Source organism: Blautia schinkii, assembly GCF_013304825.1.
In the GTDB taxonomy this organism is placed as follows: domain Bacteria; phylum Bacillota; class Clostridia; order Lachnospirales; family Lachnospiraceae; genus Blautia_A; species Blautia_A schinkii_B.
Genome location: NZ_JAAWUO010000007.1, coordinates 128,518 through 154,482, shown reverse-complemented (window position 1 = coordinate 154,482; position 25,965 = coordinate 128,518). Strand labels below are relative to the sequence as shown.

Below are 25,965 nucleotides of genomic sequence, written 5' to 3'. Positions count from 1 at the left end.
GAAGTGTGGTAACACATGGAGCTGACTGTTACTAATCGGGTGAGGGCTTGACCAAGAAACGCAGGTTAAAATTGATTCGAAATACGATTAACAATCATCACCAAACCATGTATGTAGTTTTGAATATACAATCGTGAAAAGTGGCTTAAACAGCCACTTTTTTTGTGCTATAATAAAAAAATGATTTATCATCAATTTCCCTGTCGACTGAAAAAAGTTTCTTTGTCTACAGTAAAACGAAAGGATTTATTTATGAAAACATTATACGTATCAGATCTTGACGGAACTCTTTTACGAAAAAATGAAACTTTATCTCCATATACAATAAAAACAATCAATGCTTTAACTTCTTCAGGCCTGTTTTTTTCCTATGCAACAGCCCGATCATTAAATACATCGAAAAAAGTAACAGAAGGTCTTAACACACATTTTCCGCTAATTATATACAACGGGGCATTTGTGAAAGATAATGTAACAGAAGAAATCCTCATTGCCAATTATTTTGAAGATGATATATATGAGGTATTGAAAGATCTTTTTGCACACAAAATATATCCGATTATATATTCATATCAGAATGATATTGAAAAATTTTCTTACATACCGGCAAAGGCTACAAGTGGAATGAAGGCATTTTTGAACAGCCGGAAGGGCGACAAACGTACGAATATTGTAACTACAGAATCTGAACTGATGTATGGAAATCTTTTTTATATCACCTGCATTGATAAGTCGGAAAAGCTTGAACCATTTTATCATAAATACAAAAATAAATATCACGTTGTTTATCAGCAAGATATCTATACAGGCGAGCAGTGGCTGGAAATCATGCCGCAAAAAGCATCCAAAGCGCAGGCTGCTTTGCAGCTAAAACAAAAACTGGAATGTGACAGATTAGTTGTTTTTGGTGATGGAAAAAATGATATTGATATGTTTGAAATAGCGGATGAAGCCTATGCAGTGGAAAATGCAGTAAAAGAACTGAAAGATATGGCAACCGGAATCATAGAATCCAATGAAAACGACGGAGTAGCGAAATATCTCCAAAAAATATCTATTTCCAAACCAACTGTTTTATGATATCATATAGCTTAACCTGCGGAAAATGGAAGTTATAAGACATGAATCATATTGAAGAAAAAATCATTCAGATTATAGATGAACACAGAGAAGAAATCATAGCCCTTGCGAAGGATATCCAGAGTCATCCGGAGCCGGGGTTTTATGAAGAGAGAACAGCCGCACACGTAGCGGCTTTTTTGCGTGGTCTGGGACTTCGCGTACATGGAGGACTTGCACGCACAGGGGTTCGTGCAGAGTGGATGGAACAGGACGGACCAAACATTACTATTATCGGAGAACTTGACGCAATTGGATGCAAGTCGCATCCGATGGCTGATCCCGTAAACGGGACAGCACATGCATGCGGACACCACGCACAGATTGCAGCCATGATCGGCGCAGCATTGGCACTGACCAATGAGGAGGTTCAAGCCTCTCTGTCTGGGTCCGTATCTTTTTTTGCCGTTCCGGCGGAAGAATATATAGATGCAGACAAACGTGTACGCCTTCGAAAAGAAGGAATCGGCTTTCCGGCATCTGGAAAAAGCGAGCTGATCCGTCTGGGAGAATTTGATCATTCAGACATTATTATGACAACTCATGTGCATATGATGCCGGTGGAAGAAGATTTTTATCTGGGAAATGCAGCCTGCAATGGATTTTCAGCAGAGCGCGTTACAGTAAGAGGAAAAGCAGCGCATGCAGCCATTGATCCCTGGGATGGAGTCAATGCATTAAGTATTACTTCAAGTGCGATTCAGATGATGGGCTTGATGCGTGAAACTTTCCGGGAGGAAGATCATGTGCGTCTTCATAATGTGATACGCAAAGCCGGTGATGTGATCAATGCAGTTCCGGACGAGGCCGTGATCGAGACAAAAGTCCGTGCAGCATCCCTGGAAGCGATCCGCGCCACTCAGGAAAAAATGGACCGGGCTTATGATGGTGCAGCCTACGCTTTCGGCGGTAAGATTAAAAGAGAGCCTTTGCAGGGATATATGCCGGTCATTCACAGGGGTGCAGATGAAGTTATGAAAGAATCTGTGGAACTTCTGGATGCTACATACCGATGCTCCAGGCCTTCGGATTTCAACAATGCTTGCACAGATGTAGGAGACCTGACTCATCTATTCCCTGTACTGAATTTTACATTCGGAGGATTTGAAGGAAAACTTCACGGAGCAGATTTCCAGATCACAGATGAAGAACTGGCATATATTAAACCAGCTAAGCTTCTGGCTCTGACAATATATCACCTTCTCCGTGATCAGGCAAAAGAAGCAAAGAAAATCTGTCGGGAATTTAAACCTGTATTTAATAAAGAAAGCTATTGCCAGTATATACGGGATAATTTTTCTGAGAATGAGTAATTAAGCGGATATTCGTAAGTCATGAAGGCTATCATAAGTTCGTTTAAAAAAAGACAAGGAGAATTAAATGTCCGAAATTTCATTAGAACTCAAAAACATAAAAAAGAGCTTCCAGGATGGGGAGGACGTCCTGGATGGCATCTGCCTTACGGCAAAAAAAGGCGAATTTGTTACACTGCTGGGATCTTCCGGTTGTGGTAAAACCACTACATTGCGCATTATCGCGGGGCTGGAACAGCCGGATTCCGGGCAGGTTTTTCTGAATGGGAAAGATGTGACAGGACTGGAACCTAACCGCAGAAACGTGAACACAGTGTTCCAGAATTACGCACTTTTTCCACATATGAATGTGGCGGACAATATCGGTTATGGGTTGAAATTAAAGAAAACGCCAAAAGCTGAGATCAGCCGCAGAGTAAAGGAAATGCTGGAACTTGTGCAGCTTACAGGATTTGAAAAAAGAAAGCCATCGGAACTTTCCGGCGGCCAGCGGCAGCGAGTAGCGATTGCCAGGGCATTGGTGAATAACCCGGAAGTCCTTCTTCTGGACGAGCCGCTGGGGGCACTGGATTTGCAGCTGAGGCGAGCCATGCAGCATGAGCTGAAGCACCTGCAGAAGAAGCTTGGAATTACATTTATTTACATTACCCACGATCAGGAAGAAGCCATCAATATGTCGGACACGATCGCAGTGATGAACCACGGACGTTTTGAGCAGATCGGAACACCGGATGAAATATATAATCATCCGAAAACCAGCTATGTTGCGACTTTTGTAGGTAATGCAAATATTCTGAAAGGTGTTGTAAAAGAGCCGGCAGATAATAAAGACCATCAGATCACAATAATAACAGAAAGTGGAGAAGTGCAGGTTTTGCCAGTATTAGAAGAAAATATGCCGCAGCCAGGTGAAACCGTCAGGATCGCGGTACGAAGTGAAAATATCCGCTTTGAAGAAACCGTAAAAAACATACAGGGTAATCTACAGGAAAAAGAAAACGAATGTGCAGAGAAAAATGCACATGAAGGCACACAGAAGCACATGGATAATACAAACTCAACTGGTAATATTTATGGTCTCACCGCCATAGTAACAGAAAAAACGTTCGCAGGCGGTCAGCTTCGTGTAGTATTGAAAACAACCGAAGGCCAGGAGATCATAGCAAGCCGCTACGGTATCGACACAAACGTAAATGTAGGTGAAACAGTACGCTGCTGTTTTAAGCCTTCCGATGCGGTTCTTGTAGACAGACCCGAAGCAAACGCAGAAACAAACACGCAGAAAGCTCAGAGAGATAACCAAAGCACAACAGGAGGCACCCATGCGTAAGCGTGGCGCAGGCTCCGTATGGATGATCCTGCCATTGTACATTTTTACCCTGATCTTCGTAGCCCTGCCACTCCTGTATGTGATCGCCTTAAGCTTTTCCACAGCAGACGGCGGATACGGCGTAAACTGGAAATTTACTCTGGATAATTACAAACAGATCCTGGAGCCTGTATACCTGCAGACTTTTACAGGATCTTTTCGCCTTGCCATCACCAGTACACTGATCATCTGTCTGATCGGTTACCCTTTCGGCTATTTTATGGCGAAACTTTCCGAGGGAAAAAAGAAGCTTGCCATGCTGTTTCTGATGCTGCCTTTCTGGGTGAACTCCCTGATCCGGCTTTATGGCTGGATCATCATTCTCCAGAAAAAAGGTCTTCTGAACTATATTTTAATGAAACTGGGGCTGATACAGGAACCACTGAAGATTCTGTACAGTTATCCTGCTATTGTTATCGGCATGGTTTATGTTTTGCTGCCGTTTATGGCTTTATCTGTATATTCCAGTGCGGAGAAGCTGGACTGGTCATTGATCGAAGCCGCCAGAGATCTTGGAGCCGGCAGATGGCAGGCATTCTGGAGTGTTACCTTTAAGCTGACACTGCCAGGACTTCTTTCCGGAGTGATCCTCACGTTTATCCCATCCATGGGCCTGTTCTTTATTGCAGATATCCTTGGCGGAAACAAGATCGTACTGGTTGGAAGTCTGATACAGGAGCAGATGACAAGAGGAAACAACTGGCCGTTTGCAGCGGCACTTGCTGTTGTATTGATGGTACTTACCACACTTATGATCGTGGTGTATCGTAAGATCACTAATGTAAAGGAACTGGAGGGAATCGGATGAAAAAGAATTCAAAGCTTTCGGGTTTATATCTGGGAATCCTGTTTTTTCTCATGTATCTGCCTATTGGAGTGGTAGTTGTATTTTCTTTTAATGAAGCAAGACTTCCGGTTCGGTTCACCGGATTTTCAATGAAATGGTATCAGGAACTTTTTCAGGACAGAGACATGATCCAGGCATTGAAAAACAGTCTGATCCTTGCGGTATCCAGCTGTGGGGTATCTGCGGTGATCGGAACACTGGGGGCTGTAGGACTTTCCAGGATCCACTGGAAAACAAAAGGAGTGATGGAGTATATTTCCATTCTGCCGCTGATGATCCCTGAGATAATCCTTGGAATGGTGCTGATGGCGTTTTTTTACATGCTGCATCTGCCATTTGGAATGCTGACACTTCTCATCGGACACACGGTTTTCTGTGTACCCTATATATTAATGGAAGTAAAAGCAAGGCTTGTGGGAATGGACCCATCTCTTGAGGAGGCAGCCAGAGATCTTGGTGCAGGTTCTTTCAGGGCATTTTGGGACATTACCCTGCCGCTGATCATGCCGGCTGTCATATCCGGCTCTCTGCTGGCCTTTGCCATGTCCATGGATGATGTGGTGATCAGCATTTTTGTTACAGGTCCGCGTGTATCCACGCTGCCGATAAAAGTTTACACACAGATGAAAACAGGCGTTACGCCGGAGATTAATGCACTTTGCACGATCATGCTGGGAGCGATCCTTCTTGTGCTGGCTGTGTATCTGATCCTTGGAAAACGCGGGAAGGGGAATAAGAGATGAGCAATAAACTGATCGAGTTAAAGAATCTCACAAAAAACTTTGATGACCAGCAGGTGCTTCGTGGTATCAACCTGGACATCCACGAAAACGAATTCCTTACGCTTCTGGGACCCAGCGGCTGTGGAAAAACAACAACCTTAAGAATTATCGCAGGCTTTGAGGAGCCAAGCGGCGGAGAGGTGCTTTTTAACGGTATTGAGATATCCAAGCTTCCTCCATATAAGAGAGAAATCAACACTGTATTCCAGAAATACGCACTGTTTCCGCATCTCAATGTTATGGACAACATCGGTTTCGGCCTGAACCTGAAAAAAGTGGATAAATCCGTGATCGAGCAGAAAGTAAAAAGAATGCTGAAGATGGTAGGTCTGGAGGGCTTCGAAAAAAGAGATGTCACCCTTCTTTCCGGCGGCCAGCAGCAGCGAGTTGCCATTGCGAGAGCACTTGTCAATGAGCCGAAAGTCCTTCTTCTGGATGAGCCGCTTGGTGCTCTGGATGCAAAAATCCGCAAGCAGATGCAGATCGAGCTGAAAAAAATCCAAAGAGAAGTAGGAATCACATTTATCTATGTCACCCATGACCAGGAAGAGGCACTTTCCATGTCTGATACCGTAGTTGTCATGAACAATGGTGAAATTCAGCAGATCGGGAGCCCGACAGATATCTACAATGAGCCGGAGAACCGTTTTGTGGCAGGCTTTATCGGAGAGTCCAATATTATAGAAGGAACTATGATCAAAGATTTCCTGGTGGAATTTGATGGCTTCCGGTTTGAATGTGTAGATAAAGGATTCGAGGACAACGAAGCCATTGAGGTGGTTCTTCGTCCGGAGGATCTGGATATCGTGGAGCCGGATCAGGCCAAGATCAGAGGTACCGTACGGAACATTACGTTCAAGGGCGTTCATTATGAGATACTGATCGAGACGGAGCTTCGCACATACATGGTACACACTACGGATTACGCAGCAGTAGGACGTGAGGTTGGACTGAAATTCGGTCCTGAGGACATCCATGTTATGTGCAGAATGGGAGGATACTAATGAAACAGTTTAAGCATCTCATTAAGCCGTACATCATCTGGGCAGCGATTCTGATCGTTGTACCGCTGATCCTGATCGTGCTTTATGCCTTTACATCCGATGGAAACGAGGTACTTACCCTGCATTTCACATGGGCGAATTTTGGGAAATTTCTGGAAACTACCTATTTAAGTGTGATCCTGAAATCTTTTCGCCTGGGCATCCTGACAACATTGATCTGTCTTGTATGCGGATATCCCCTAGCATACATTATTTCAAAATATTCCGAAAAGGTGCAGAGCTTTCTCATACTGATGGTTACGATCCCCATGTGGATCAACATGCTTCTGCGTACTTATGCATGGATGAACATTCTTTCTGATAATGGTCTGGTGAACAATCTTCTGAAAATGCTGGGAATCTCACCGATCACCATGATGTATACAGATTTTTCCGTTATCGTAGGTCTTGTCTGTAACTTTATGCCGTTTATGATCATTCCGATCCATACATCTTTAAGTAAAATGGACAAGTCACTGATCGAGGCGGCGAATGACCTTGGGGCAAATCCGTTCCAGACTTTCTGGAAAGTAACTTGGAAGCTTTCCATGCCGGGTGTTGTCAATGGTGTTATGATGGTATTCCTTTTGTCCATCTCAACTTTCGTAATTCCGAAACTTCTCGGCGGCGGCCAGTACATGCTCATCGGTAACCTGATCGAGTCGCAGTTTATCTCCGTCGGCGACTGGAACTTCGGAAGTGCCATCTCTCTGATCCTGGCTGTGATCATCCTGATCTTTATGAGCCTGATGAAGAAGATGGACAAACAGGACGATTAAAGGAGGCAGGAGATGAAAAGAAAAAATACCATATTTTCAAAATTATACGTAGTGCTGTGCCTGGCGTTTTTTTACCTGCCCATCCTTGTGACGATGATCTTTTCCTTTAACTCATCCAAGTCGCTGACAAGATTTACAGGATTTTCCCTGCGCTGGTATGGTGAGCTGATAAATAATATGGAAATCAGCAAGGCAGTATATGTTTCCGTGTCTATTGCGATCCTGGCAACGATCATTTCCACAGTACTGGGAACCATCACGGCTATCGGCCTTTCGAAATCCAGAAAAGTGCTCAAGGAGCTGGTTCTCACAATTAATAATTTTCCAATACTGAATCCCGAGATAGTAACAGCTATCGGCCTGATGCTTCTGTTTTCTTCTCTGGGAATGACGAAAGGTTATCTGACCATGCTTCTGGCGCATATCGCGTTCTGTACGCCGTATGTTATCACGAGTGTATATCCGAAAGTGCGAAGCCTGGACCCGAATCTTGCCAACGCTGCAATGGATCTTGGAGCAACTCCATATCAGGCTCTGACGAAAGTTATCGTGCCAATGATCAAAGAGGGGATTTTTGCGGGGGCGCTGCTGGCATTTACCATGTCCTTTGACGATTTCGTAATTTCCTACTTTGTTTCAGGAAACGGAGTAAAAAATATCTCCATTGTTGTATATAATATGACGAAGCGTATCAATCCGACCATCAATGCTCTGTCTACCATCGTTATCGTAGTCATTGTGGTGGTGCTGCTTTTGGGAAATCTGGTGCTTCCAAAGCTCCAGGCTTCCGCTGCAAAAAAGATGAAGCCACGTACAAGAAGGATCGTGGCAGCAGTGACAGCAGTGATTTTTGTGATCGTTATGGGAAAGTGGACGATCGTAAGCCAGGGAAGCCATATACTGCGAGTTTACAATGCCGGTGAATATATGGACCTGAGCCTGCTGGATAAGTTCGAAAAAGAATATAACTGCACTGTTGTGTATGAAACCTTCGAATCCAACGAGATGATGTATACCAAGCTTGCCAGCGGTGAGACCTATGATGTTCTGGTTCCGTCCGATTATATGATCGAGCGTCTGATCAAAGAAGAATATCTGCAGGCTATTGACTGGAAAAAGATCCCAAATAAGAAAAATCTTCTTCCGGAAGTGAAGAACAAGGACTATGATCCGGGAAACCGTTATTCCTGCCCGTATTTCTGGGGAACTGTAGGAATCCTTTATAATAAGAATGTAGTATCTCAGGAAGACCTGGATAAGGAAGGCTGGAATATTCTTAAGGATGAAAAATACAAAGGAAATCTTTACATGTATGATTCTGAGAGGGATTCCTTTATGATCGCTCTGAAAGCACTGGGATATTCCATGAATACCAAGGATCTGGATGAGATCCAGGAAGCTTATGACTGGTTGATCGATCAGAGAGATACCATGGATCCGATCTATGCAGGAGATGATGTGATCGACAATATGATTTCAGGAAACAAGGCGATGGCAGTTGTATATTCCGGAGATGCCTCTTATATTATCAGCGAAAATCAGGATCTTGACTATTATACTCCGCAGCAGGGAACAAACACCTGGTATGATGCAATGGTCATCACAAAGGACTGCAGCGAGGTAGATCTGGCACACGAGTTCATTAATTTTATGCTGGATGACGAAAATGCACTTTCAAATACTGAAGAAGTAGGATATACTTCTACTGTGAAGAGTGCATTCGAGGAGATGAAGAACGGAACTTACGAGGGAATCGATTCCTATATTCCGAAGATCGACAATCCGAAGAATGAGATCTTCGGATACCAGAAGCCAAAGATCAAGCAGAAATTTGCAGAGCTTTGGACGAAGGTAAAAGCAAAATAAGACAACGTCAGTGTGACAGAATTAAGGAGGTTCTATGAGAGCGAAAAAAGCAGCAGCAGTTATGTTATGTGCAGCACTTACGGCAGCTATGGCAACAGGTGTCAGCGTCAGTGCGAAAGATAAAGATGAACTGGTACTTTATACCTGGGACGGAATGGTTCCGCAGGAAGTGCTGGATGACTTCGAAAAAGAAACAGGCACTAAGGTTGTTTACTCTAACTTTGATACAGATGAGACTATGCTTGAGAAGCTTTCCCAGGCAAAGGGGGGTGATTATGATGTGGTAATTGCGGATGACTACATTATTGAAAGTGCAGTGAAGGAAGGCCTTGTTCAGAAGCTTGACAAAGATGCAATTACCAACTGGGGAAACATCAATCCGCTTTTCCAGGGACAGTTCTATGACCCGGACGATGAGTATACGGTACCGTACGGTGCAGGAATCCCGCTGATCGTTTATGATCCGGACCAGGTAGATATTGATATCAAGGGATACAAGGATCTCTGGGATCCGTCTCTTGAGGACAGTGTTGCCATTATTGGAGCTTATCGCGTTATTTGTGGAATTACACAGCTTTCCATGGGTGAGAGCATGAATGAAGATGATGTTGACGTGATCGCCAGGACAGGAGAGAAGCTTCAGGAGCTGGCACCGAATATCCGCCTGATTCAGGATGACAATACACAGAATGCACTGCTCAACGGAGAGGCAAGTGTGGCATTCCTTTACACTTCACAGGTTACACAGGCATTGAAGGATAACCCGGATCTCAAGGTTGTTTATCCGGAAGAGGGACTTGGATTCGGAATCCTTGGAACCTTTATCCCAAGCGAGGCACCGAATGCTGAGGCAGCCAATGAGTTTATCAACTATCTTCTTCAGCCGGAAGTAACAGCCAAATGCATCAATTCTGTTGGATACTATAATACAAATAAGGCGGCAGATGATCTTGTAGATGAGAATCTGGTTGTTCCGGATGATGTGACAAAAGGTGAAAGCATTGAGAATGTAAGCCAGGAAGCAGAGCAGGAATACAACAAGATCTGGACAGAATTCAAAGCTGCCTGCGATTAAAGCATAAAGAGCAGTAAGGGGGTTTTTAAGGTGGAAATATATAAGGGCACATCCGCCTTTGCCGGAATCGCCATAGGAAAAATACTGTATTATCACAGAGGCGAATATCAGATCCGCCAGTCCATGGTGGACAATGTAAAAAAAGAGCTGGATCGTCTGGATCACGCAAGAACAGCGGTAAGAGAGCAGATCCAGCACATGTATAAAAATGGCTACCCGCTTCCAAAGGAGCAGGAGCTGACACTGAAACGTCAGCTCAGGCTTCTTGGCGCAGGCAGTTTTCAGCGGGCAGTGGAGAGCATGATCACAACAGAGAAGGTCAGTGCAGCTTATGCTGTCCAGACTACAAGGGATGAGCTTGCCAATGTATTCCGTAATTTGGAAGATGAGGCAGTTAAGGAACAGATTGAGAACATCCGTGAGGTATCTGAACTTCTGATCGGTGCAATGGGAGGTTCCCATGCGCGGATCAATCTGGGAGACGAACCGGTGATCCTTGCATCAGAGCAGCTTTCTCCGAATGAACTTCTGGAGATGAACAAATCAAGCCTCCTGGCAGTAGCCATGCACCAGGGCTCCATTATTTCCCATGTTTCCATTATGGCGAAATCCATGGCGATTCCCACACTGGTGGAAGTGGAGATCCGGAAGGAATGGGACGGACATCAGGCCATTGTGGATGGCTATACAGGAACACTGTATATTGATCCGGAGCCGGAACTCCTGAAGGAATATGAGATCCGTCATCAGGCAGATACAGAAGAGCGGGAAGAATTGCTGAGACTTCGAAATCAGAAAGATGTCACAGCAGATGGAAAAGAGATCAGGCTTCTGGCTAATATCGGAAATCTGGATGACCTGAACACAGTGCTCTATTACGGAGCAGCAGGAATCGGACTTCTCCGCAGTGAGTTCCAGTATCTTGGAAGAGAGAATTATCCGAGAGAGAATGAGCTTTTCCGCGCCTACAAGAAAGTTGCAGAAGATATGGAAGGCCGTCCGGCAGTAATCCGTACCGTAGATCTGGGAGCAGACCGCCAGGCAGACTATATGGCTATTCCGGATGAAGTAAATCCTATGATGGGAAATCGAGGAATCCGTCTCTGCCTTGACCGGAAAAAAATGTTCAAAGCACAGCTTCGTGCTATTTACCGCGCCAGTGCTTATGGAAATATCAGTCTGATGTATCCGATGATCACATCAGAGGAAGAGCTTGACGAGATCGAAGAACTAATCCGGGAGGTTAAGAAAGGCCTTGATGAAAAAAATATCCCGTATAAAAATATCCGAACAGGTATCATGATCGAGACACCGGCAGCTGTAATGATCAGCGAAGAACTTGGAAAACGTGTGGATTTCCTGAGCCTTGGAACCAATGACCTGACTCAGTACACACTGGCTATGGACAGACAGAATCTTCTTCTGAAACATAAATATAACGACCATCACCCTGCACTGGTAAAAATGATCCGTATGGTAACAGAGGCAGGGCACAGATCCGGCTGCAATGTGTACATATGCGGAGAACTGGCAGCAGATTCCAATCTTACAGAGGAGTTTATCCAGATGGGAATAGATGGACTTTCTGTTGTGCCCGCATGTGTCCTGCCTGTAAGGAAGGCGATACGTTCTGCATATGCAGATGAGGTGAACAGGACGGAAGAAAGCAGAGAAGATAAATAAGTATTTTTCCGGTGAGCAGAAATATGGAAAGCAGACCAGGAATTGCGAATATCCGCCTGACTTATGAATAAAATAAAGAATCCTGAGAAATCTATTTATATATAGATGATCTCAGGATTTTTTGTTTTTATATCATATGTATTCTTTATTTAAGTCCAAGCACATGTGCAGTCTCTGCGATAAACTCAGGAGTGGTACCGCAGCATCCGCCAACAACAGAAGCACCGTTATCCACAAGTACCTTCATATAACCTGCAAAATCAGCAGGTGTCATACTGTAAACAGCATTGCCCTGATCATCGATCTGCGGCATTCCGGCATTCGGTTTGGCGATAACCGGAATGGAAACATTTTCTTTAATATTGCGTACAACAGATACCAGCTGGTCAGGTCCGACAGAGCAGTTGATACCAACAGCAGAAGCACCTGCAGCCTCAAGAGACATGGCAGCCTCCACTGCATTGCCGCCGCTGAAAATACTTCCGTCAGCTTCCACAGTTACTGTGCAGATGATCGGAAGGTCGCAGACACTCTGGCAGGCATCTACAGCAGCCAGTGTCTCCTCAATATTGATCATAGTCTCAGCAACGATCAGGTCAACACCGGCATCGCGGAGAAAACCGATCTGTTCCTGATAAGTCTCAAAAGCTTTCTCATAGGTCATATCACCGGCCGGTGCCATCATCTTGCCGGTAGTGGTGATATCACCTGCAACATAAACACCCGCAGGTGCGATCTCTCTGGTATAGCCGGCCAGAGTGTGGTTGATCTCTTCAATCTGACCCTCAAGTCCATGCATGGTAAGATTCACACGGTTTCCGCCGAAAGTCGGCGCATAGATAATATTGCTTCCTGCTTCAATGTAGCCCTTCTGGAGAGCCTGGATCACATCCTTGTGCTCAATAACCCAGCTCTCAGTGCAGACCCCTCTTGGCATTCCTGCTTTCATCAGGTTGGAGCCTGTGGCACCATCCAACAGCAGGATATGGTTCTCTGCCAGCTTCTGAAAATCCTGTTTCGTCATGTCTTATATCCTCCTTATGGCAGCCAATCACGGTTGGCAAAATGGGGTGCTGGACCGCGATGCGGCCAGCAGCAAATATGGCTCCTCCTGTAACAGCTGCACTCATTGCCGTGGGTTTATTTTAACACAGGAAAGCGGAATAATCTATCCTGTTTTGATCTATCAGGGATAAAATAGCAAAGAAATTGGGTAAAATGTACATATTTGACGTGTTTTACGTCGAATAAAGAACTTGCACAATAGGATGGTGGATTGTATAATAATGATTAGACATGCCTGGAGGGCAGGGCTGTCATCAGATAGAAGATAAAGGTAAAGGTGAAGAAAAATTATGATTAAAGTTAAACTGAGTGATTGGAAGTTTGATCATCAGATGGATGAGGCTTATAAGGCACTTCGTACCAATATCCAGTTTTGCGGAGCCGATAAGAAGGTCATTGCACTTACCAGCTGTACTCCGAATGAAGGTAAGAGTAGTGTGGCATTCAATCTGGCTGCATCTCTTGCTGAGAGCGGCAAGTCCGTTCTGCTTATTGATGCGGATCTCCGTAAATCTGTTATGATGGGGCGGGTATCTGTTGATCAGGAAGTCATGGGACTTGCACATTATCTGTCCAAGCAGGCCAAGCTTTCTGACGTGATCTGTGCTACCACCCTCCCTAAGTTTCACATTATTTTTTCCGGTATTGTTCCGCCTAACCCGGCAGAGCTTCTGGGAAACAGATTATTTAAGGACATGATCCGTGTGGTAAGAGACGTATATGATTATGTTATCGTAGATACACCGCCGCTTGGAATCATTATCGACAGTGCCATTATAGCAGATTCCTGTGACGGATCTGTGATCGTTATTGAGGCAGGCACCATCAGTTATCGTTTTGTACAGGAAGTAAAGGATCAGCTTGCCAAGAGTAACTGTCCGATCCTCGGAACGATCCTTAACAAGGTAGACTACAGCAAGGCAGGTACTTACGGCCATTACGGAAAGTACGGCAAATATGGCAAATATGGTAAATATGGCAAGTACGGTTCCTATGGAGACTATGGCGAGAGCAGCAAGTAAACAGAGCATCAGAACAGAAATGAGCAGGTTATTTTAATGAAGGGACTTTATGATATTCATTGTCATATTCTCCCCGGGGTAGATGACGGCGCAAGAAACACGGAGGAATCCCTGTGGATGCTGAACAAGGAATATAATGAGGGAGTGCGGCATGTAATCCTGACACCGCATTTTCGGTATGATATGTTCGAACCGCATCTGAATATTGTAACCCGGCAGTTTATGCAGCTGAGAAGAGCAGCCATGAATATTGGAGAAGAAGGCATGCGTCTTTATCTGGGGTGTGAGCTTCATTCCAGCATGGACATGGTAGAATGTCTTAAAAAAGGGCGAAGGCTTACGATGGCTGGGTCCAGATATGTGCTTGTGGAATTCAGTAACGGAGATGAGAAGAAATATATCGAAGAACGGGTCAGAAGTCTTCTGATGAATGGATATATTCCGATCATCGCTCATGTGGAACGTTACAAGGCGACACGTAATGATATTGGCTTTCTTACGGAACTGAAGCAGATGGGAGCATACATCCAGGTCAATGCGGACACCATCAGCGGACAGGATGGCTTTGGTGCCAGAACATTTGCGAAGAAAGTCATGAAACAGGGCCTTTTGGATTTTGTAGGATCAGATGGCCACAGAAAGACAGAACGAATTCCAGAAATCGGCAAATGTGTCGCAAAAATGGAAAAGACAATGGGGAGCGAATATGTAAAGAAGATCTTTATCAGAAATCCCCGGAAAATCACAGGGTAATGGAGAGTAGAAATGGAAAATCAGACTGTAAACAACAATGACGAAGTAGAGATCGATCTTGGAGAAGTATTTCATCTACTGCTGAGCAAACTGGGTATCATCATTTTATCCGGTATTGTTTTCTGCCTGGTAGCTGTTATGGGAACCATGCTTCTGATCACACCGAAGTATGAATCCACAACCAAGATCGTTGTCCTGTCCAAGCAGGACAGCAGCACACTGACCAATCAGGATATCCAGACCAGTACATCACTGACCAAGGATTATGCAGAGCTTATCAAAAGCCGTACAGTTACAGAGGGCGTGATCGCGCAGCTTGGCCTGGATATGACACATGAGCAGCTTCTCAGTAAGCTGTCTGTAGACACACCGACAGATACACGAGTAGTATCTATTACGATTACAGATACGGATCCGTATACTGCGGCAGAGATTGCCAATGCAGTCAGAGATATCGCATCCAAGCATATCCAGCAGGTTATGGATATCAAAGCTGTAAACGTAGTAGAGACTGCAAATATTCCGGATTCTCCGTCAAGTCCAAGTGCTGCAAAGAACGGCATGCTGGGCGGAATGTTTGGAATTCTTCTGGCAGCAGCTATTGTCATTATCGTATATCTTACCAATGACACAGTGAAGACACCGGAAGATGTAGAGAAATATCTTGGATTAAGTGTACTGGGAACAATTCCCTATGTATCCAAATTAGGAAAGAAATCCAAGAAGAAAAAGAAACGTCACGCATAAAAATAACAACAACTGAAACAGGCGTTGGGAAAGGTGCGGGAGAAGCAGAACTATGAAAAAAATTTTAATTGTTTTACTTGTGATCGTTTGTATAGGTCTTGGAGCAGGCGTGATATATATCAAAGGTTCAGAGGACAATGAGGGACCGAAGATCACATTTTCAGAAGATAAAGATACCAAATATACATCAGGTATGACGACAGAAGATCTTCTTAAAGATGTAAGAGCTCAGGATAATAAAGATGGTGATGTTACAGACTCTCTCACTGTAGAGACCATGTATCCGAAGAATGATGGCAAGCAGATCACAGTCATTTTTGTTGCCAAGGACAAGAGCAACAACGTAACCAAGAAAGAATTCACAATGGAAGCTGAGGACGGAAGTGCAGAGAATCCTGATCTTGGACTTGTGGATAATGAAGATCTTACTGATAATGCAGATCAGGCAGAGAAGCCGGATGCAGATTCCGATACAGAGGATACTTCAGAGGAAGACAGCACAGATTCTTCAGATGATGCTACAGACTCCACAGAAGGAGATCTTACTCCTGAGGAACAGGCTCAGAAAACAGAGGAAGACAAAATTGCACAGCTTTCCCCTCAGGCTCCCAAGCTGTATCTGACCACATATTATGTGGAAGTACCGGTAGGTACAGCTCTGGATAAATTAAGCTATGTCAAGGATATTCAGGATGATACAGAGACAAGAAGTGATCTTTTCAAAAAGATCCAGATCACCGGAGATGTAAATACCGCAACACCGGGAACCTATGAGCTTACATATTATGTAGTAGACAACCAGGGAAACAGCTCAAACGGAGCAATTCTCACGGTTGTAGTGAAATAAAAATCCAGATACCCTCTCCGACAGATACAGAAAATATCGGAGAGGGAAATCAATAAAGGCAAAAGATAAATGTAAGTGAGGGAAGGCGTAGAAAAGAATATGTACCAAAAAGAAAACAGCAGTTGGGTAAAACATGCGGACTTTACCATATGTGATATGCTGTGTCTGCAGCTGGCGTTTATTCTGGCCTACTGGGTTCGGAACGGGATAAACCAGCCATATCACACAGAGCTTTACAGAAATGTAGCAATCGTAATGATCTTCATACAGCTGATGGTCACATTTTTTAATGAGAGCTTCAGCGGTGTACTGAGAAGAGGAACTCTGGTAGAGCTGAAGAAGACATTTGAGCAGTGTACGCTTGTATGTCTTCTGGTTTTGGCATATATGTTTCTCTCCAGGATCGGCAGTGACTATTCAAGAATGATCCTGCTGATTACATATGTACTTTATATTGGATTCAGCTATTGCTGCAGACAGATTCTTAAGAAATTTCTGAAAGACAGAAGATATGAAGAAGGTGAGAAGAGATCCCTTCTGATTGTCACTGTCAGCAGCAATGCGAAGAGTGTTGTAGAGAATATCCGTAAGAATAACTACGGAAATTATCATCTGGCAGGAATCGCACTTATGGACTGTGACAAGAAATCAAATTCCATAAACGGAATACCGGTAGTTGCAGGACAGGATGATATTATCGAATATATCCATAAGAACTGGGTAGACGAAGTATTTTTTGCAGTACCGAAAGCAATCGACATCCCGGAACAGATCGTTAAGGACTGTTCTGCAATGGGTGTAGTAATTCATATGCAGCTTGCAACAATGAAATCACTTGGCAAGAATCAGATCGTGGAAGAACTGGCCGGATATCCTGTACTTTCAAGCAGCATCCGTATCGTAACACCACGTCAGATGTTTGTAAAAAGAGCGATGGATATCGCAGGCGGCCTTGTAGGCTGTCTGTTCACAGGAATCGCAGCAATCTTCCTGGTTCCGGCCATCAAGATCAAATCCCCCGGTCCTGCATTTTTCTCACAGGTCCGCATGGGAAAGAACGGACGCCCGTTCAAGATCTATAAATTCCGTTCCATGTACATGGATGCCGAAGAGCGAAAGAAAGAGCTCATGAAGCAGAACAATGTAAAAGACGGAATGATGTTCAAAATGGACGATGATCCACGAATCATCAAAGGAGTAGGGCACTTTATCAGAAAGACATCCCTGGATGAATTTCCGCAGTTCTGGAACATTCTGAAAGGAGACATGAGTCTTGTAGGAACAAGACCACCGACAATGGACGAGTGGGAGAAATACGAACTCCACCACCGCAAACGTCTCGCCATCAAGCCAGGCCTCACCGGTATGTGGCAGGTAAGCGGACGAAGTGACATCACAGATTTCGAGGAAGTAGTAGAACTCGACACCAGATACATTTCCGATTGGAGCCTCAAGCTCGACGTGGAAATTCTGTTTAAAACAGTAATGGTTGTATTCCGCGGAAGCGGCGCGAAGTAGGAATAATTTTAAGACTGAATATAATGACCCGAACTGCGGATGGAGCAGTTCGGGGATATAAATAAATTAGATAAGTTATAAATATAAAAGAGGAAATAAAGAAATGCACATTATTCTATTCATTTCGATCGTGCTCATTATTTCATTTCTGATTCTTCTTTTTGCCTTGGCGAAACGAAACCCGGACGAGAAGCAGACAGAAGATAAAGAGCAGGAAGAATACATAAGAGATTATGCAGAAACAGTACGAGAAACCGTAGGAACTATGAAGAAATTAGAACACTGGAAAGTAATTGCAATCTATCTTGTTATTTATGATATTGTTGCAGTTAATTTTTCTTATTTTATGGCACTGCTGATAAGATTTGATTTTCGATATTCATCAATCCCGGACGGATATTTTTCGGCGTGGAGAAGTTTTGCCCCAATATATACCATCATTATGCTGGTTACATTTGGATGCCTGCGTCTTTATAACAGCGTCTGGAGATTTGCAAGTTTTAATGAGCTAATCAAGATCACTTTTGCAACGGTCATTACCGGTGTTTTACATATTGCAGGAATTACAGCTATTTATGGAAGAATGCCGGCATCCTATTATCTCATTGGAATTATGCTGCAGTTTTTCCTGACTGTAGGAGTGCGATTTTCTTACCGCTTTATTCTTCTGGAAAGAAACAGAAGAGAGAAGAGTGAAAAAGAAGAACGCAGTAAAAATGTCATGATCATCGGAGCAGGAGAAGCAGGAAGAACAATTGTAAGAGAGCTTCAGAATGCGAAGGAAACCAATGCGAGAGTAAGATGCATCATCGATGATAACCCGAATAAATGGGGACGATATATGGAAGGTGTACCTGTTGTTGGAGGAAGAGATGATATTTTTCTGAATGTAGATAAATATCATATCAATCAGATCCTTCTTGCGATTCCAACAGCAACGCCACATCAGAAAAGAGATATTTTGAACATCTGTAAAGAGACAGGCTGTGAGCTGAAACAGCTTCCGGGTGTATACCAGCTGGTAAACGGAGAAGTATCTTTAAGTAAGATGAAAAAAGTTGCAGTTGAAGATCTTCTTGGACGAGACACTATCAAAGTAAATATGTCTGAGATCTTTCAGTATCTGAAGGGAAAAAGAATCCTGGTAACCGGAGGAGGCGGTTCCATCGGAAGCGAACTTTGCAGGCAGATTGCAGGACATGAGCCGGAGCTTCTGGTAATCTTTGATATTTATGAAAACAACGCCTATGACATTGAACAGGAGCTGAAAGCAAATTATCCGAATCTGAATCTGAAAGTTCTGATCGGTTCGGTTCGTGACAGCAAGCGAATCAACTGGGTATTCGAGAAATATAAACCTGAGATTGTATACCATGCAGCAGCCCATAAGCATGTACCTCTGATGGAGAACAGCCCATGTGAGGCAATCAAAAACAATGTAATCGGTACCTATAAAACAGCCTATGCAGCAATGCTGAACGGCTGCCAGAGATTTGTACTGATCAGTACAGACAAAGCAGTTAATCCGACCAATATTATGGGAGCAAGCAAACGTCTCTGTGAGATGGTTGTACAGAGCATGAATACCATCAGCCACAGTGGACACGCAGACTGGCTGCCACACCTTGGAGAACACATCAGCGGGACAAAAGAAGCTTTGCGTGATAACGAAGGAAGAGCTTATGTAAATGATATTTCCACATCTGACAGGAAACAGGGAACCGAGTTTGTTGCGGTACGATTCGGAAACGTTCTGGGAAGTAACGGAAGTGTTATTCCGCTGTTCAAACGTCAGATTGAAAAAGGCGGCCCTGTGACAGTGACCCATCCGGATATTATCCGTTACTTTATGACAATCCCAGAGGCAGTAAGCCTTGTACTTCAGGCAGGAACCTATGCAAAAGGCGGTGAGATCTTTGTCCTGGATATGGGAGCTCCTGTAAAGATCGATACCCTGGCCAGAAACCTGATCAAGCTTTCCGGCTACACACCAGACGTAGACATCCAGATTACATACACAGGCCTTCGCCCAGGCGAAAAGCTCTACGAAGAAAAACTCATGGCAGAAGAAGGAATGGCCAAAACACCGAACGATCTGATACACATTGGCAAGCCAATCGAAATGGACGTACAGGAATTCTTTAAACAGCTGGAAATTCTGGCAGCCTATGGTTACGCAAACAGCGACAAGATAAGAGAAATTGTGGCTGCGATAGTACCGACTTACCATTCCGCAGATTCTGATCTGAAGATACATCAGAAGGTTTATGAGGAACTGATGAGTGAGGCGGCTGTGGCTGCGGAGAAGAATTGAGAAGTAATAAAAATACATAATTAAAAGCACATATAAAGGGGTAATGAACCATGTTCAAAGAAAATAACAAATTTCAGAAATTTGAATCAAAAGTCTGGTTAAGCAGTCCAACAATGCACGGACCGGAAATTAAATATGTGAAAGAAGCATACGAGACAAACTGGATGTCTACAGTAGGAAAAAATATCAATGAAGTAGAAAGAATGGTATGTGAGACTATTGGTTGTAAATATGCTGTAGCTTTATCAGCAGGAACTGCATCTCTTCATCTGGCTATGAAACTGGCCGGCATGGAAGCTTATGGCATGCCGAAAGTTGGACATGGTGCATTGGAAGGAAAAAAGGTATTCTGTTCTGATATGACTTTTGATGCAACAGTTAATCCGGTTGTATATGAAGGAGGAGAACCGGTATTTATTGATACAGAATATGATACCTGGAATATGGATCCGGCAGCTCTTGAAAAAGCCTTTGAAATTTATCCGGATACAAAAGTTGTAGTTATAGCACATCTTTATGGAACACCAGGAAAAGTAGATGAATTAAATGCAATTATTAAGAAGCATAATGCCATTCTGGTAGAAGATGCAGCAGAGTCAATGGGAGCTACATATAAGGGCATTCAGACAGGAGCATTTGGAAAATATAATACGATTTCATTTAATGGAAATAAGATCATCACAGGAAGTGCAGGAGGCTGTTTCCTGACAGATGATGAAGAATCAGCTAATAAAGTACGTAAATGGTCTACCCAGGCCAGAGAAAATGCTGCATGGTATCAGCATGAAGAATTAGGATACAACTACCGAATGAGTAATGTAATTGCGGGAGTTGTACGCGGACAGCTTCCATATCTGAATGAACATATTGCACAGAAAAAAGCAATCTACGAAAGATATAAAGAAGGATTCAAGGGATTGCCAGTATCTATGAATCCAATGGATCTGGAAAATTCTGAACCAAATTACTGGCTTTCATGCCTGATCATTGATAAAGATGCGATGTGCAAGCAGGTACGAGGCGAACAGGATGTTTGCTATGTAAAAGAACCAGGAAAAACCTGTCCAACAGAAATTCTGGAAGCAATTTCTTCAATCAATGCAGAAGGGCGTCCAATCTGGAAGCCAATGCATATGCAGCCGATTTATCGTTTGAATCCATTTGTTGTCAGAGACGGAAATGGTCGGGCAAGATCGAATGCTTATATTGCAGGTGAAGCTGCTGATGCAGGAATGGATATTTTTACAAGAGGATTATGTTTGCCAAGCGATAACAAGATGACCGTGGAGCAGCAGGATAGGATTATTGAAGTGATTCGGGCTTGTTTTGAGTAAAAATATTGGGGAGTGTAAATTGTGTCAAAGAAAAAGATAATTGGAATAACTGCTGCAACTATAACGGCAGGCGTTACAGTTACATCACATATTATGAAAAATCATGCAAAAAAAGAAACATACAAAGCAGAAATGATAAAGCCAGTACCGGCTCGTAAAATGAATTTTTACGAAAAGTATGTTAAAAGGGCATTAGATATAATCTGTGCATCAGCAGCTATTGTATGTTTTAGCCCAATTTATTTGGGAGTTGCGGCTATCGTCAGAATAAAGCTTGGAAGTCCTGTTTTATTTACACAGGATCGTCCGGGCTTAATCGGAAAAGATGGAAAAGAGACAATTTTTAAAATGTACAAATTCCGTACTATGACAGATGAAAGAGATGAAAATGGAGAATTACTTCCTGATGAGGTAAGACTTACCAAATTCGGAAAATGGCTTAGAAGTACAAGTTTGGATGAGTTACCGGAGGCTTTCAATATTTTGAATGGAGATAGCGGTATAATAGGGACAACCAAGAAAAACCTTGATTTTACAAGGGTTTCGCTGGCTTAGTCGAATCTGGTTATGATGATTTTTCTGCATGGTTGTGTCGGGTGAGTAGCGGAACTATGAAAATTGAATGGTTTCTTGGATGCTTATTTTGACCCACATTATAAGCTGAAAAATTATGATAAGGAGGTTTGACCTAGCCTGCGGATGCTCTTCAAAAAGAACATTCACAGGCTAGTTGTCGTGTTAGAGAAGCCTTTAAGACTGTTAAAAACAAGTAACTATTTCATTCTGTTATGAAGGAGGATGCATTATGCCACATTCAAACAAAAAAATGATTTCGTTCTTTTTGACAACAAAATGTAACCTGTGCTGTCGGTATTGTTACAACGCAAAGGAAAGAAACTGTATTGTTGAACAGACTTTAAATTTTGAAATCGCAAAAAATGGGATTGATTGGTATTTCAATAATAACCCAAGTCGCCATATAAGATTTTATGGTCCAGGAGAACCTACACAAGAATTCGAAATGCTAAAGAGAATTACAGAGTATGCTAAAAATCATCCTAATAGGGGATCAGATGTTACTGTAGAAATTCAGACAAATGGTGTATTCACTGAAGCAATTCGTAACTGGGCATTAGAAAATTTTAACATCATGTGGATGTCCTTTGATGGAATGAAAGAGATTCAGGATTATAACAGACCTTTAAATCCACAATATGCTCATCTATACAATGGACGTACATCAGCAGAAGTTCTTGAAGATAATGTAAGATGGCTTATTGAAAATAAGAATGACCGTAATCTTATGGTAGGAGCAAGGGTCACTATTACGGATAAGAACATCAGTAAACAGATGGAAATGATTGATTATTTCTATGAATTGGGAATCAGGTATGTGTGGACTAATCCTCTTTTCTATACTGTTGGGCGAGTTCCTGTATGTCAGGATATTAAGAAAAAAGAAGCGTACCATTTTGATATGGATTTGTATTTATCAGAATATATAAAAGCTTTTTACTATGCAAAGGGCAAAGGAATGTTTTGGGGAAGCTTTTTGTCAATCAATTTTGATGGAGAATCTCCTTATCATTGTAGATGTTGCACACCATTAGAAGCTCCGCATTTAACTCCTGACGGATACATATCAGCGTGCGATATGGTTGTATTGGGAGCAGAGGCATATCATATGTCCCCATTTATTGCAGGAAAATGGAATGAAAGTTCTAATGAATTTGAGTTGGATTATGAGAAAATACAACGCTTAAACATGCGTAAATCAACAGAAATGTTACATTGCAAGTCATGTCCGGCCCAACTACATTGTGGTGGGTATTGCCTTGGAGAAACTGTAAATGAATCTGGAAAACTTGATGGTCAAAATGTTGTAAAGTGCAATGCTGTTCGTAAGTTGTTAAAGGAAATTGGAACAAGTGAACCATATAAATATTTACACCCATAGGAGGAAAATTTAATGAAAAAAAGTGCATTAGTAATGGGATTTGATAACAGTGTAATTGCTAGAGAAAGTATTCTTTTATTAATTAATGAAGGATACTATGTTGTTGCAGGATATGAAGGAGATTCTATTAATAGAGAAAAATTCGTTGAGGACAATGGTATATCTTCCGAATTAGAATTTGTTCAGATTAATTACTCATCTGGCGAAACTGTAAATACTTTTATTTCACAGGTTTCAAATAGGGAATATACAGCCATTGTAAATTGTTATGCGACGTTAGCGGAAACTGCGGACAAAGGATTAAGACATGAATTTTTTGATTTTGACTATATGGAATTTTCAAGAGTCATGAATGCAAATGTAACGGCCATTGCGGCAATTGTAATTGGTTTAAAAGACAACATTGTTGAAAATGGTTGCATAGTTAATGTTACCAGCAGTGCGGCTTTTGAAGGAGCTTTTGCAACTATTTCGTACAATGCTAGTAAAGCTGCTATTGAAAATTTAAGTAAATCCCTTGCAAATAATCTGGGACCATACCGGAATATTAGAGTTAATTGTGTTGCGCCTGGATGGATTCCGCAAAGTGAATCAGTGGTAGAGGGAAATATTGTGGAATTAGCGAATAAATGTACGCCAGTCAGTCAATATGGAAAAGCTAAAGATGTTGCAAAGGCTGTGCTTTCACTGATTGATAATGAATATGCGAATGAGACTACCTTAAAAATTGATGGCGGCATAACCAGTAGCTATATGATGTATTTGCTGGAATCAGCAGATTTATCAGGACATGAAACAAAAGAAGTTATGAATCAACTTACAAAACTTGTGGATTCAGTGAAGTCAAGTGTTAAAAAGGAAATTAACTAATTATGAGCGCACAAAAAGATAAGCAAAGTAAAGCCCAGACTATACAGACAGTTGTATTTGTATGTCAGATTATTAGTACGCTTATTATTCCACTTATTTTGACAAAGTGGAATAGTATGACGATTGATCAGGGCATTGCTATTTTAGTTGCAGATGTTTCTGTTTTATTTTTGACAAGTGAGTTTTCCAATAAGTTTATTTTAGATGAATATGAGGAAAAAACGGATGGAGAATATGCGGACTTAAAAGATGAATATGCAAATCTGAAAAATGAACTGTTAATTATTGAAGAAAGCCTAAAACTAGATGATTTGTATAAACGGATTTACATGCTGGAAAATTCAGAACAAAAAGAAATATATCTCAATTCTATGAGATTATACATTAATACTATGAATGACAGGATAATGGGGGCACGTTCTGGTGCATTGTCAAGACACGATTATTATGGTGAGCTTACAAAGGCTGGGGATTCAATTATTAACGATCACAGTATTAATGGGACGAATTTTTCAGGTGAAATCTGGGCGATGACATTTTGGCAGGACGATGAATTGGATTTCAGCGATGCATATGAAAACGCATGGGTCAAAAAAATGGAATCAATGGACAACGAGGGAATTAAGACACGTAGACTGTGTGTTATGAAAAACAAGAAAGATATATTGCGTCGTGAAGTTGTGGATGAGTCTGTTAAAGATTTTTTAATTCGTTTGAAATATTACTGTCAAGAGAACGCTATATGTAAAAATACTACAGTTTTTGCGATTGATTCTATAGACACTTTGACAGTTGAACAGCAGGAGTGGATTGGAAAAGGTTTTTTTGCTACTAAACTTTCCAATGGAGAATTACGTCTGATCAGAGGTGTTAGTCTGGATAACAGAAATGCAACTACATTAGGTGGGGAAATTGATTTTGATGAAAGACGAGTAAAAGAGATTAGACATCTATGGGAGCGTTTAATTGAAGAAAGCGGAAGCCAAAGTATAAATGAATACCTTTTGAGAGTATCTTCTATGGCTGTAAAAGATGAAATGAAAAAAATGAATTTTGAAGGATGTAGTGCAAGCGGTGCAGAAGGAAAATAGTAAATTACAGTTTAATAGTAACAATGATTCTGATGAAATATCTATAAAGAAAATGGGAATTTCAGATTTTGATAATATTAAAGATTTTGTTGTTGAACAGCATAATAATCTTGAACGAGAGGATTTCTTCATAATTGAGGATATTGACACTGAATTACCAGTAATTCTTAGCAATGGTATTGTGGTTGCGATAATGCAGAATGATAAAATATTGGGGTTGCAGGCTATTGATTTGAGCTTGAAAAATAGCTTGGCTTTACAAGAAATTCTACAATCAGTTTATACAACCAATGGAGAATTATATGAGCTTGGGTGGACGATGGTACGGAAGGAATGCAGAGGAAAAAACTATGCCAAAAAGTTGATAGAACATGTGTGTAGTTATTTAGGAGATATATCTGAATATACATTAGTTGCCACAGTACACCCAGCGAATACCATTGCGCTAAAAGTCTACATGGCTTATGGTATGAAACCGATTTTTCAAACTCAATATTATGGTTATGATAGAACCTTTCTGATTAAAAAAGTAACACAAATAAAGTAAGTGGCTTTATAGAAAAATATGGGT

22 protein-coding genes and 1 pseudogene are annotated in these 25,965 nt (G+C 42.1%); 22 read left to right on the top strand and 1 reads right to left on the bottom strand.

Translation table 11 applies throughout. The annotated features are described in order from the left end of the window. Positions 1-252 precede the first annotated feature (252 nt). The 10 genes from HFM85_RS07350 to ptsP all read left to right on the top strand — a co-directional run bounded on the left by HFM85_RS07350 (position 253) and on the right by ptsP (position 11,876). The gene (locus tag HFM85_RS07350; protein WP_173737538.1) at positions 253-1,080 is read left to right on the top strand and encodes an HAD family hydrolase; all 828 of its coding nucleotides are present in this window, start codon (positions 253-255) and stop codon (positions 1,078-1,080) included. Between the two features lie 41 nt (positions 1,081-1,121). Beyond that, complete coding sequence (locus tag HFM85_RS07345; protein ID WP_173737539.1) at positions 1,122-2,432, top strand: peptidase dimerization domain-containing protein; 1,311 nt, start codon at positions 1,122-1,124, stop codon at positions 2,430-2,432. A 67-nt stretch (positions 2,433-2,499) separates the two neighbouring features. Next, positions 2,500-3,762, top strand: coding sequence for an ABC transporter ATP-binding protein (locus HFM85_RS07340; protein ID WP_173737540.1), 1,263 nt, complete (start codon positions 2,500-2,502; stop codon positions 3,760-3,762). After that, positions 3,755-4,609 carry an ABC transporter permease gene (locus tag HFM85_RS07335; protein WP_173737541.1) on the top strand — a complete coding sequence of 285 codons (855 nt, stop codon included), beginning with the start codon at positions 3,755-3,757 and terminating at the stop codon, positions 4,607-4,609. Before HFM85_RS07340 ends, HFM85_RS07335 begins: the two co-directional genes overlap by 8 nt. Beyond that, on the top strand, positions 4,606-5,391 hold the full coding sequence (locus HFM85_RS07330; RefSeq protein WP_173737542.1) for an ABC transporter permease: 786 nt from the start codon (positions 4,606-4,608) through the stop codon (positions 5,389-5,391). The genes HFM85_RS07335 and HFM85_RS07330 overlap by 4 nt, the downstream gene beginning before the upstream one ends. Continuing rightward, a complete protein-coding gene (gene potA / locus HFM85_RS07325; RefSeq protein ID WP_119240823.1) occupies positions 5,388-6,434 on the top strand; it encodes a spermidine/putrescine ABC transporter ATP-binding protein in 1,047 nt (348 codons plus the stop codon). Before HFM85_RS07330 ends, potA begins: the two co-directional genes overlap by 4 nt. Beyond that, positions 6,434-7,252, top strand: a complete 819-nt coding sequence (locus HFM85_RS07320; RefSeq protein ID WP_173737543.1) for an ABC transporter permease — start codon at positions 6,434-6,436, stop codon at positions 7,250-7,252. Before potA ends, HFM85_RS07320 begins: the two co-directional genes overlap by 1 nt. A gap of 12 nt (positions 7,253-7,264) precedes the next feature. Then, positions 7,265-9,118 (top strand): extracellular solute-binding protein, encoded by a 1,854-nt coding sequence (locus HFM85_RS07315; protein ID WP_173737544.1) that lies wholly within the window; start codon positions 7,265-7,267, stop codon positions 9,116-9,118. A gap of 34 nt (positions 9,119-9,152) precedes the next feature. Then, a complete protein-coding gene (locus tag HFM85_RS07310) occupies positions 9,153-10,193 on the top strand; it encodes a polyamine ABC transporter substrate-binding protein (protein WP_173737545.1) in 1,041 nt (346 codons plus the stop codon). 30 nt (positions 10,194-10,223) lie between these two features. Then, on the top strand, positions 10,224-11,876 hold the full coding sequence (gene ptsP, locus HFM85_RS07305) for a phosphoenolpyruvate--protein phosphotransferase (RefSeq protein WP_173737546.1): 1,653 nt from the start codon (positions 10,224-10,226) through the stop codon (positions 11,874-11,876). A 145-nt stretch (positions 11,877-12,021) separates the two neighbouring features. On the opposite strand, the gene HFM85_RS07300 is transcribed toward ptsP, so the two are convergent. After that, positions 12,022-12,900, bottom strand: a complete 879-nt coding sequence (locus HFM85_RS07300; protein ID WP_173737547.1) for a homocysteine S-methyltransferase family protein — start codon at positions 12,898-12,900, stop codon at positions 12,022-12,024. 331 nt (positions 12,901-13,231) lie between these two features. Between HFM85_RS07300 and HFM85_RS07295 the strand changes: the two genes are divergently transcribed. The 12 genes and pseudogenes from HFM85_RS07295 to HFM85_RS16220 all read left to right on the top strand — a co-directional run bounded on the left by HFM85_RS07295 (position 13,232) and on the right by HFM85_RS16220 (position 25,941). Next, a complete protein-coding gene (locus HFM85_RS07295; protein ID WP_173737548.1) occupies positions 13,232-13,963 on the top strand; it encodes a polysaccharide biosynthesis tyrosine autokinase in 732 nt (243 codons plus the stop codon). A 36-nt stretch (positions 13,964-13,999) separates the two neighbouring features. Then, positions 14,000-14,716, top strand: coding sequence for a CpsB/CapC family capsule biosynthesis tyrosine phosphatase (locus HFM85_RS07290; RefSeq protein WP_173737549.1), 717 nt, complete (start codon positions 14,000-14,002; stop codon positions 14,714-14,716). Between the two features lie 12 nt (positions 14,717-14,728). After that, on the top strand, positions 14,729-15,463 hold the full coding sequence (locus HFM85_RS07285; RefSeq protein ID WP_173737550.1) for a YveK family protein: 735 nt from the start codon (positions 14,729-14,731) through the stop codon (positions 15,461-15,463). A 52-nt stretch (positions 15,464-15,515) separates the two neighbouring features. Next, positions 15,516-16,310: an immunoglobulin-like domain-containing protein gene (locus HFM85_RS07280; RefSeq protein ID WP_173737551.1), complete on the top strand. Its 795-nt coding sequence runs from the start codon at positions 15,516-15,518 to the stop codon at positions 16,308-16,310. Between the two features lie 99 nt (positions 16,311-16,409). Further along, positions 16,410-17,828 (top strand): sugar transferase, encoded by a 1,419-nt coding sequence (locus HFM85_RS07275; protein WP_173737552.1) that lies wholly within the window; start codon positions 16,410-16,412, stop codon positions 17,826-17,828. A 265-nt stretch (positions 17,829-18,093) separates the two neighbouring features. Continuing rightward, positions 18,094-20,142 carry a polysaccharide biosynthesis protein gene (locus HFM85_RS07270; protein ID WP_173737639.1) on the top strand — a complete coding sequence of 683 codons (2,049 nt, stop codon included), beginning with the start codon at positions 18,094-18,096 and terminating at the stop codon, positions 20,140-20,142. Between the two features lie 50 nt (positions 20,143-20,192). Continuing rightward, complete coding sequence (locus tag HFM85_RS07265; RefSeq protein ID WP_173737553.1) at positions 20,193-21,476, top strand: DegT/DnrJ/EryC1/StrS family aminotransferase; 1,284 nt, start codon at positions 20,193-20,195, stop codon at positions 21,474-21,476. A 132-nt stretch (positions 21,477-21,608) separates the two neighbouring features. Then, positions 21,609-21,986: pseudogene (locus HFM85_RS07260) on the top strand (sugar transferase); the annotation flags it as partial. A gap of 295 nt (positions 21,987-22,281) precedes the next feature. After that, positions 22,282-23,433 (top strand): radical SAM protein, encoded by a 1,152-nt coding sequence (locus HFM85_RS07255; RefSeq protein ID WP_173737554.1) that lies wholly within the window; start codon positions 22,282-22,284, stop codon positions 23,431-23,433. A 12-nt stretch (positions 23,434-23,445) separates the two neighbouring features. Continuing rightward, entirely contained in the window at positions 23,446-24,303 is an 858-nt protein-coding gene (locus tag HFM85_RS07250) for an SDR family oxidoreductase (RefSeq protein WP_173737555.1), read from the top strand. 2 nt (positions 24,304-24,305) lie between these two features. After that, positions 24,306-25,394 carry a hypothetical protein gene (locus tag HFM85_RS07245; RefSeq protein WP_173737556.1) on the top strand — a complete coding sequence of 363 codons (1,089 nt, stop codon included), beginning with the start codon at positions 24,306-24,308 and terminating at the stop codon, positions 25,392-25,394. After that, positions 25,378-25,941: a GNAT family N-acetyltransferase gene (locus HFM85_RS16220; RefSeq protein WP_173737557.1), complete on the top strand. Its 564-nt coding sequence runs from the start codon at positions 25,378-25,380 to the stop codon at positions 25,939-25,941. The genes HFM85_RS07245 and HFM85_RS16220 overlap by 17 nt, the downstream gene beginning before the upstream one ends. The last annotated feature ends 24 nt before the right edge of the window (positions 25,942-25,965 follow it).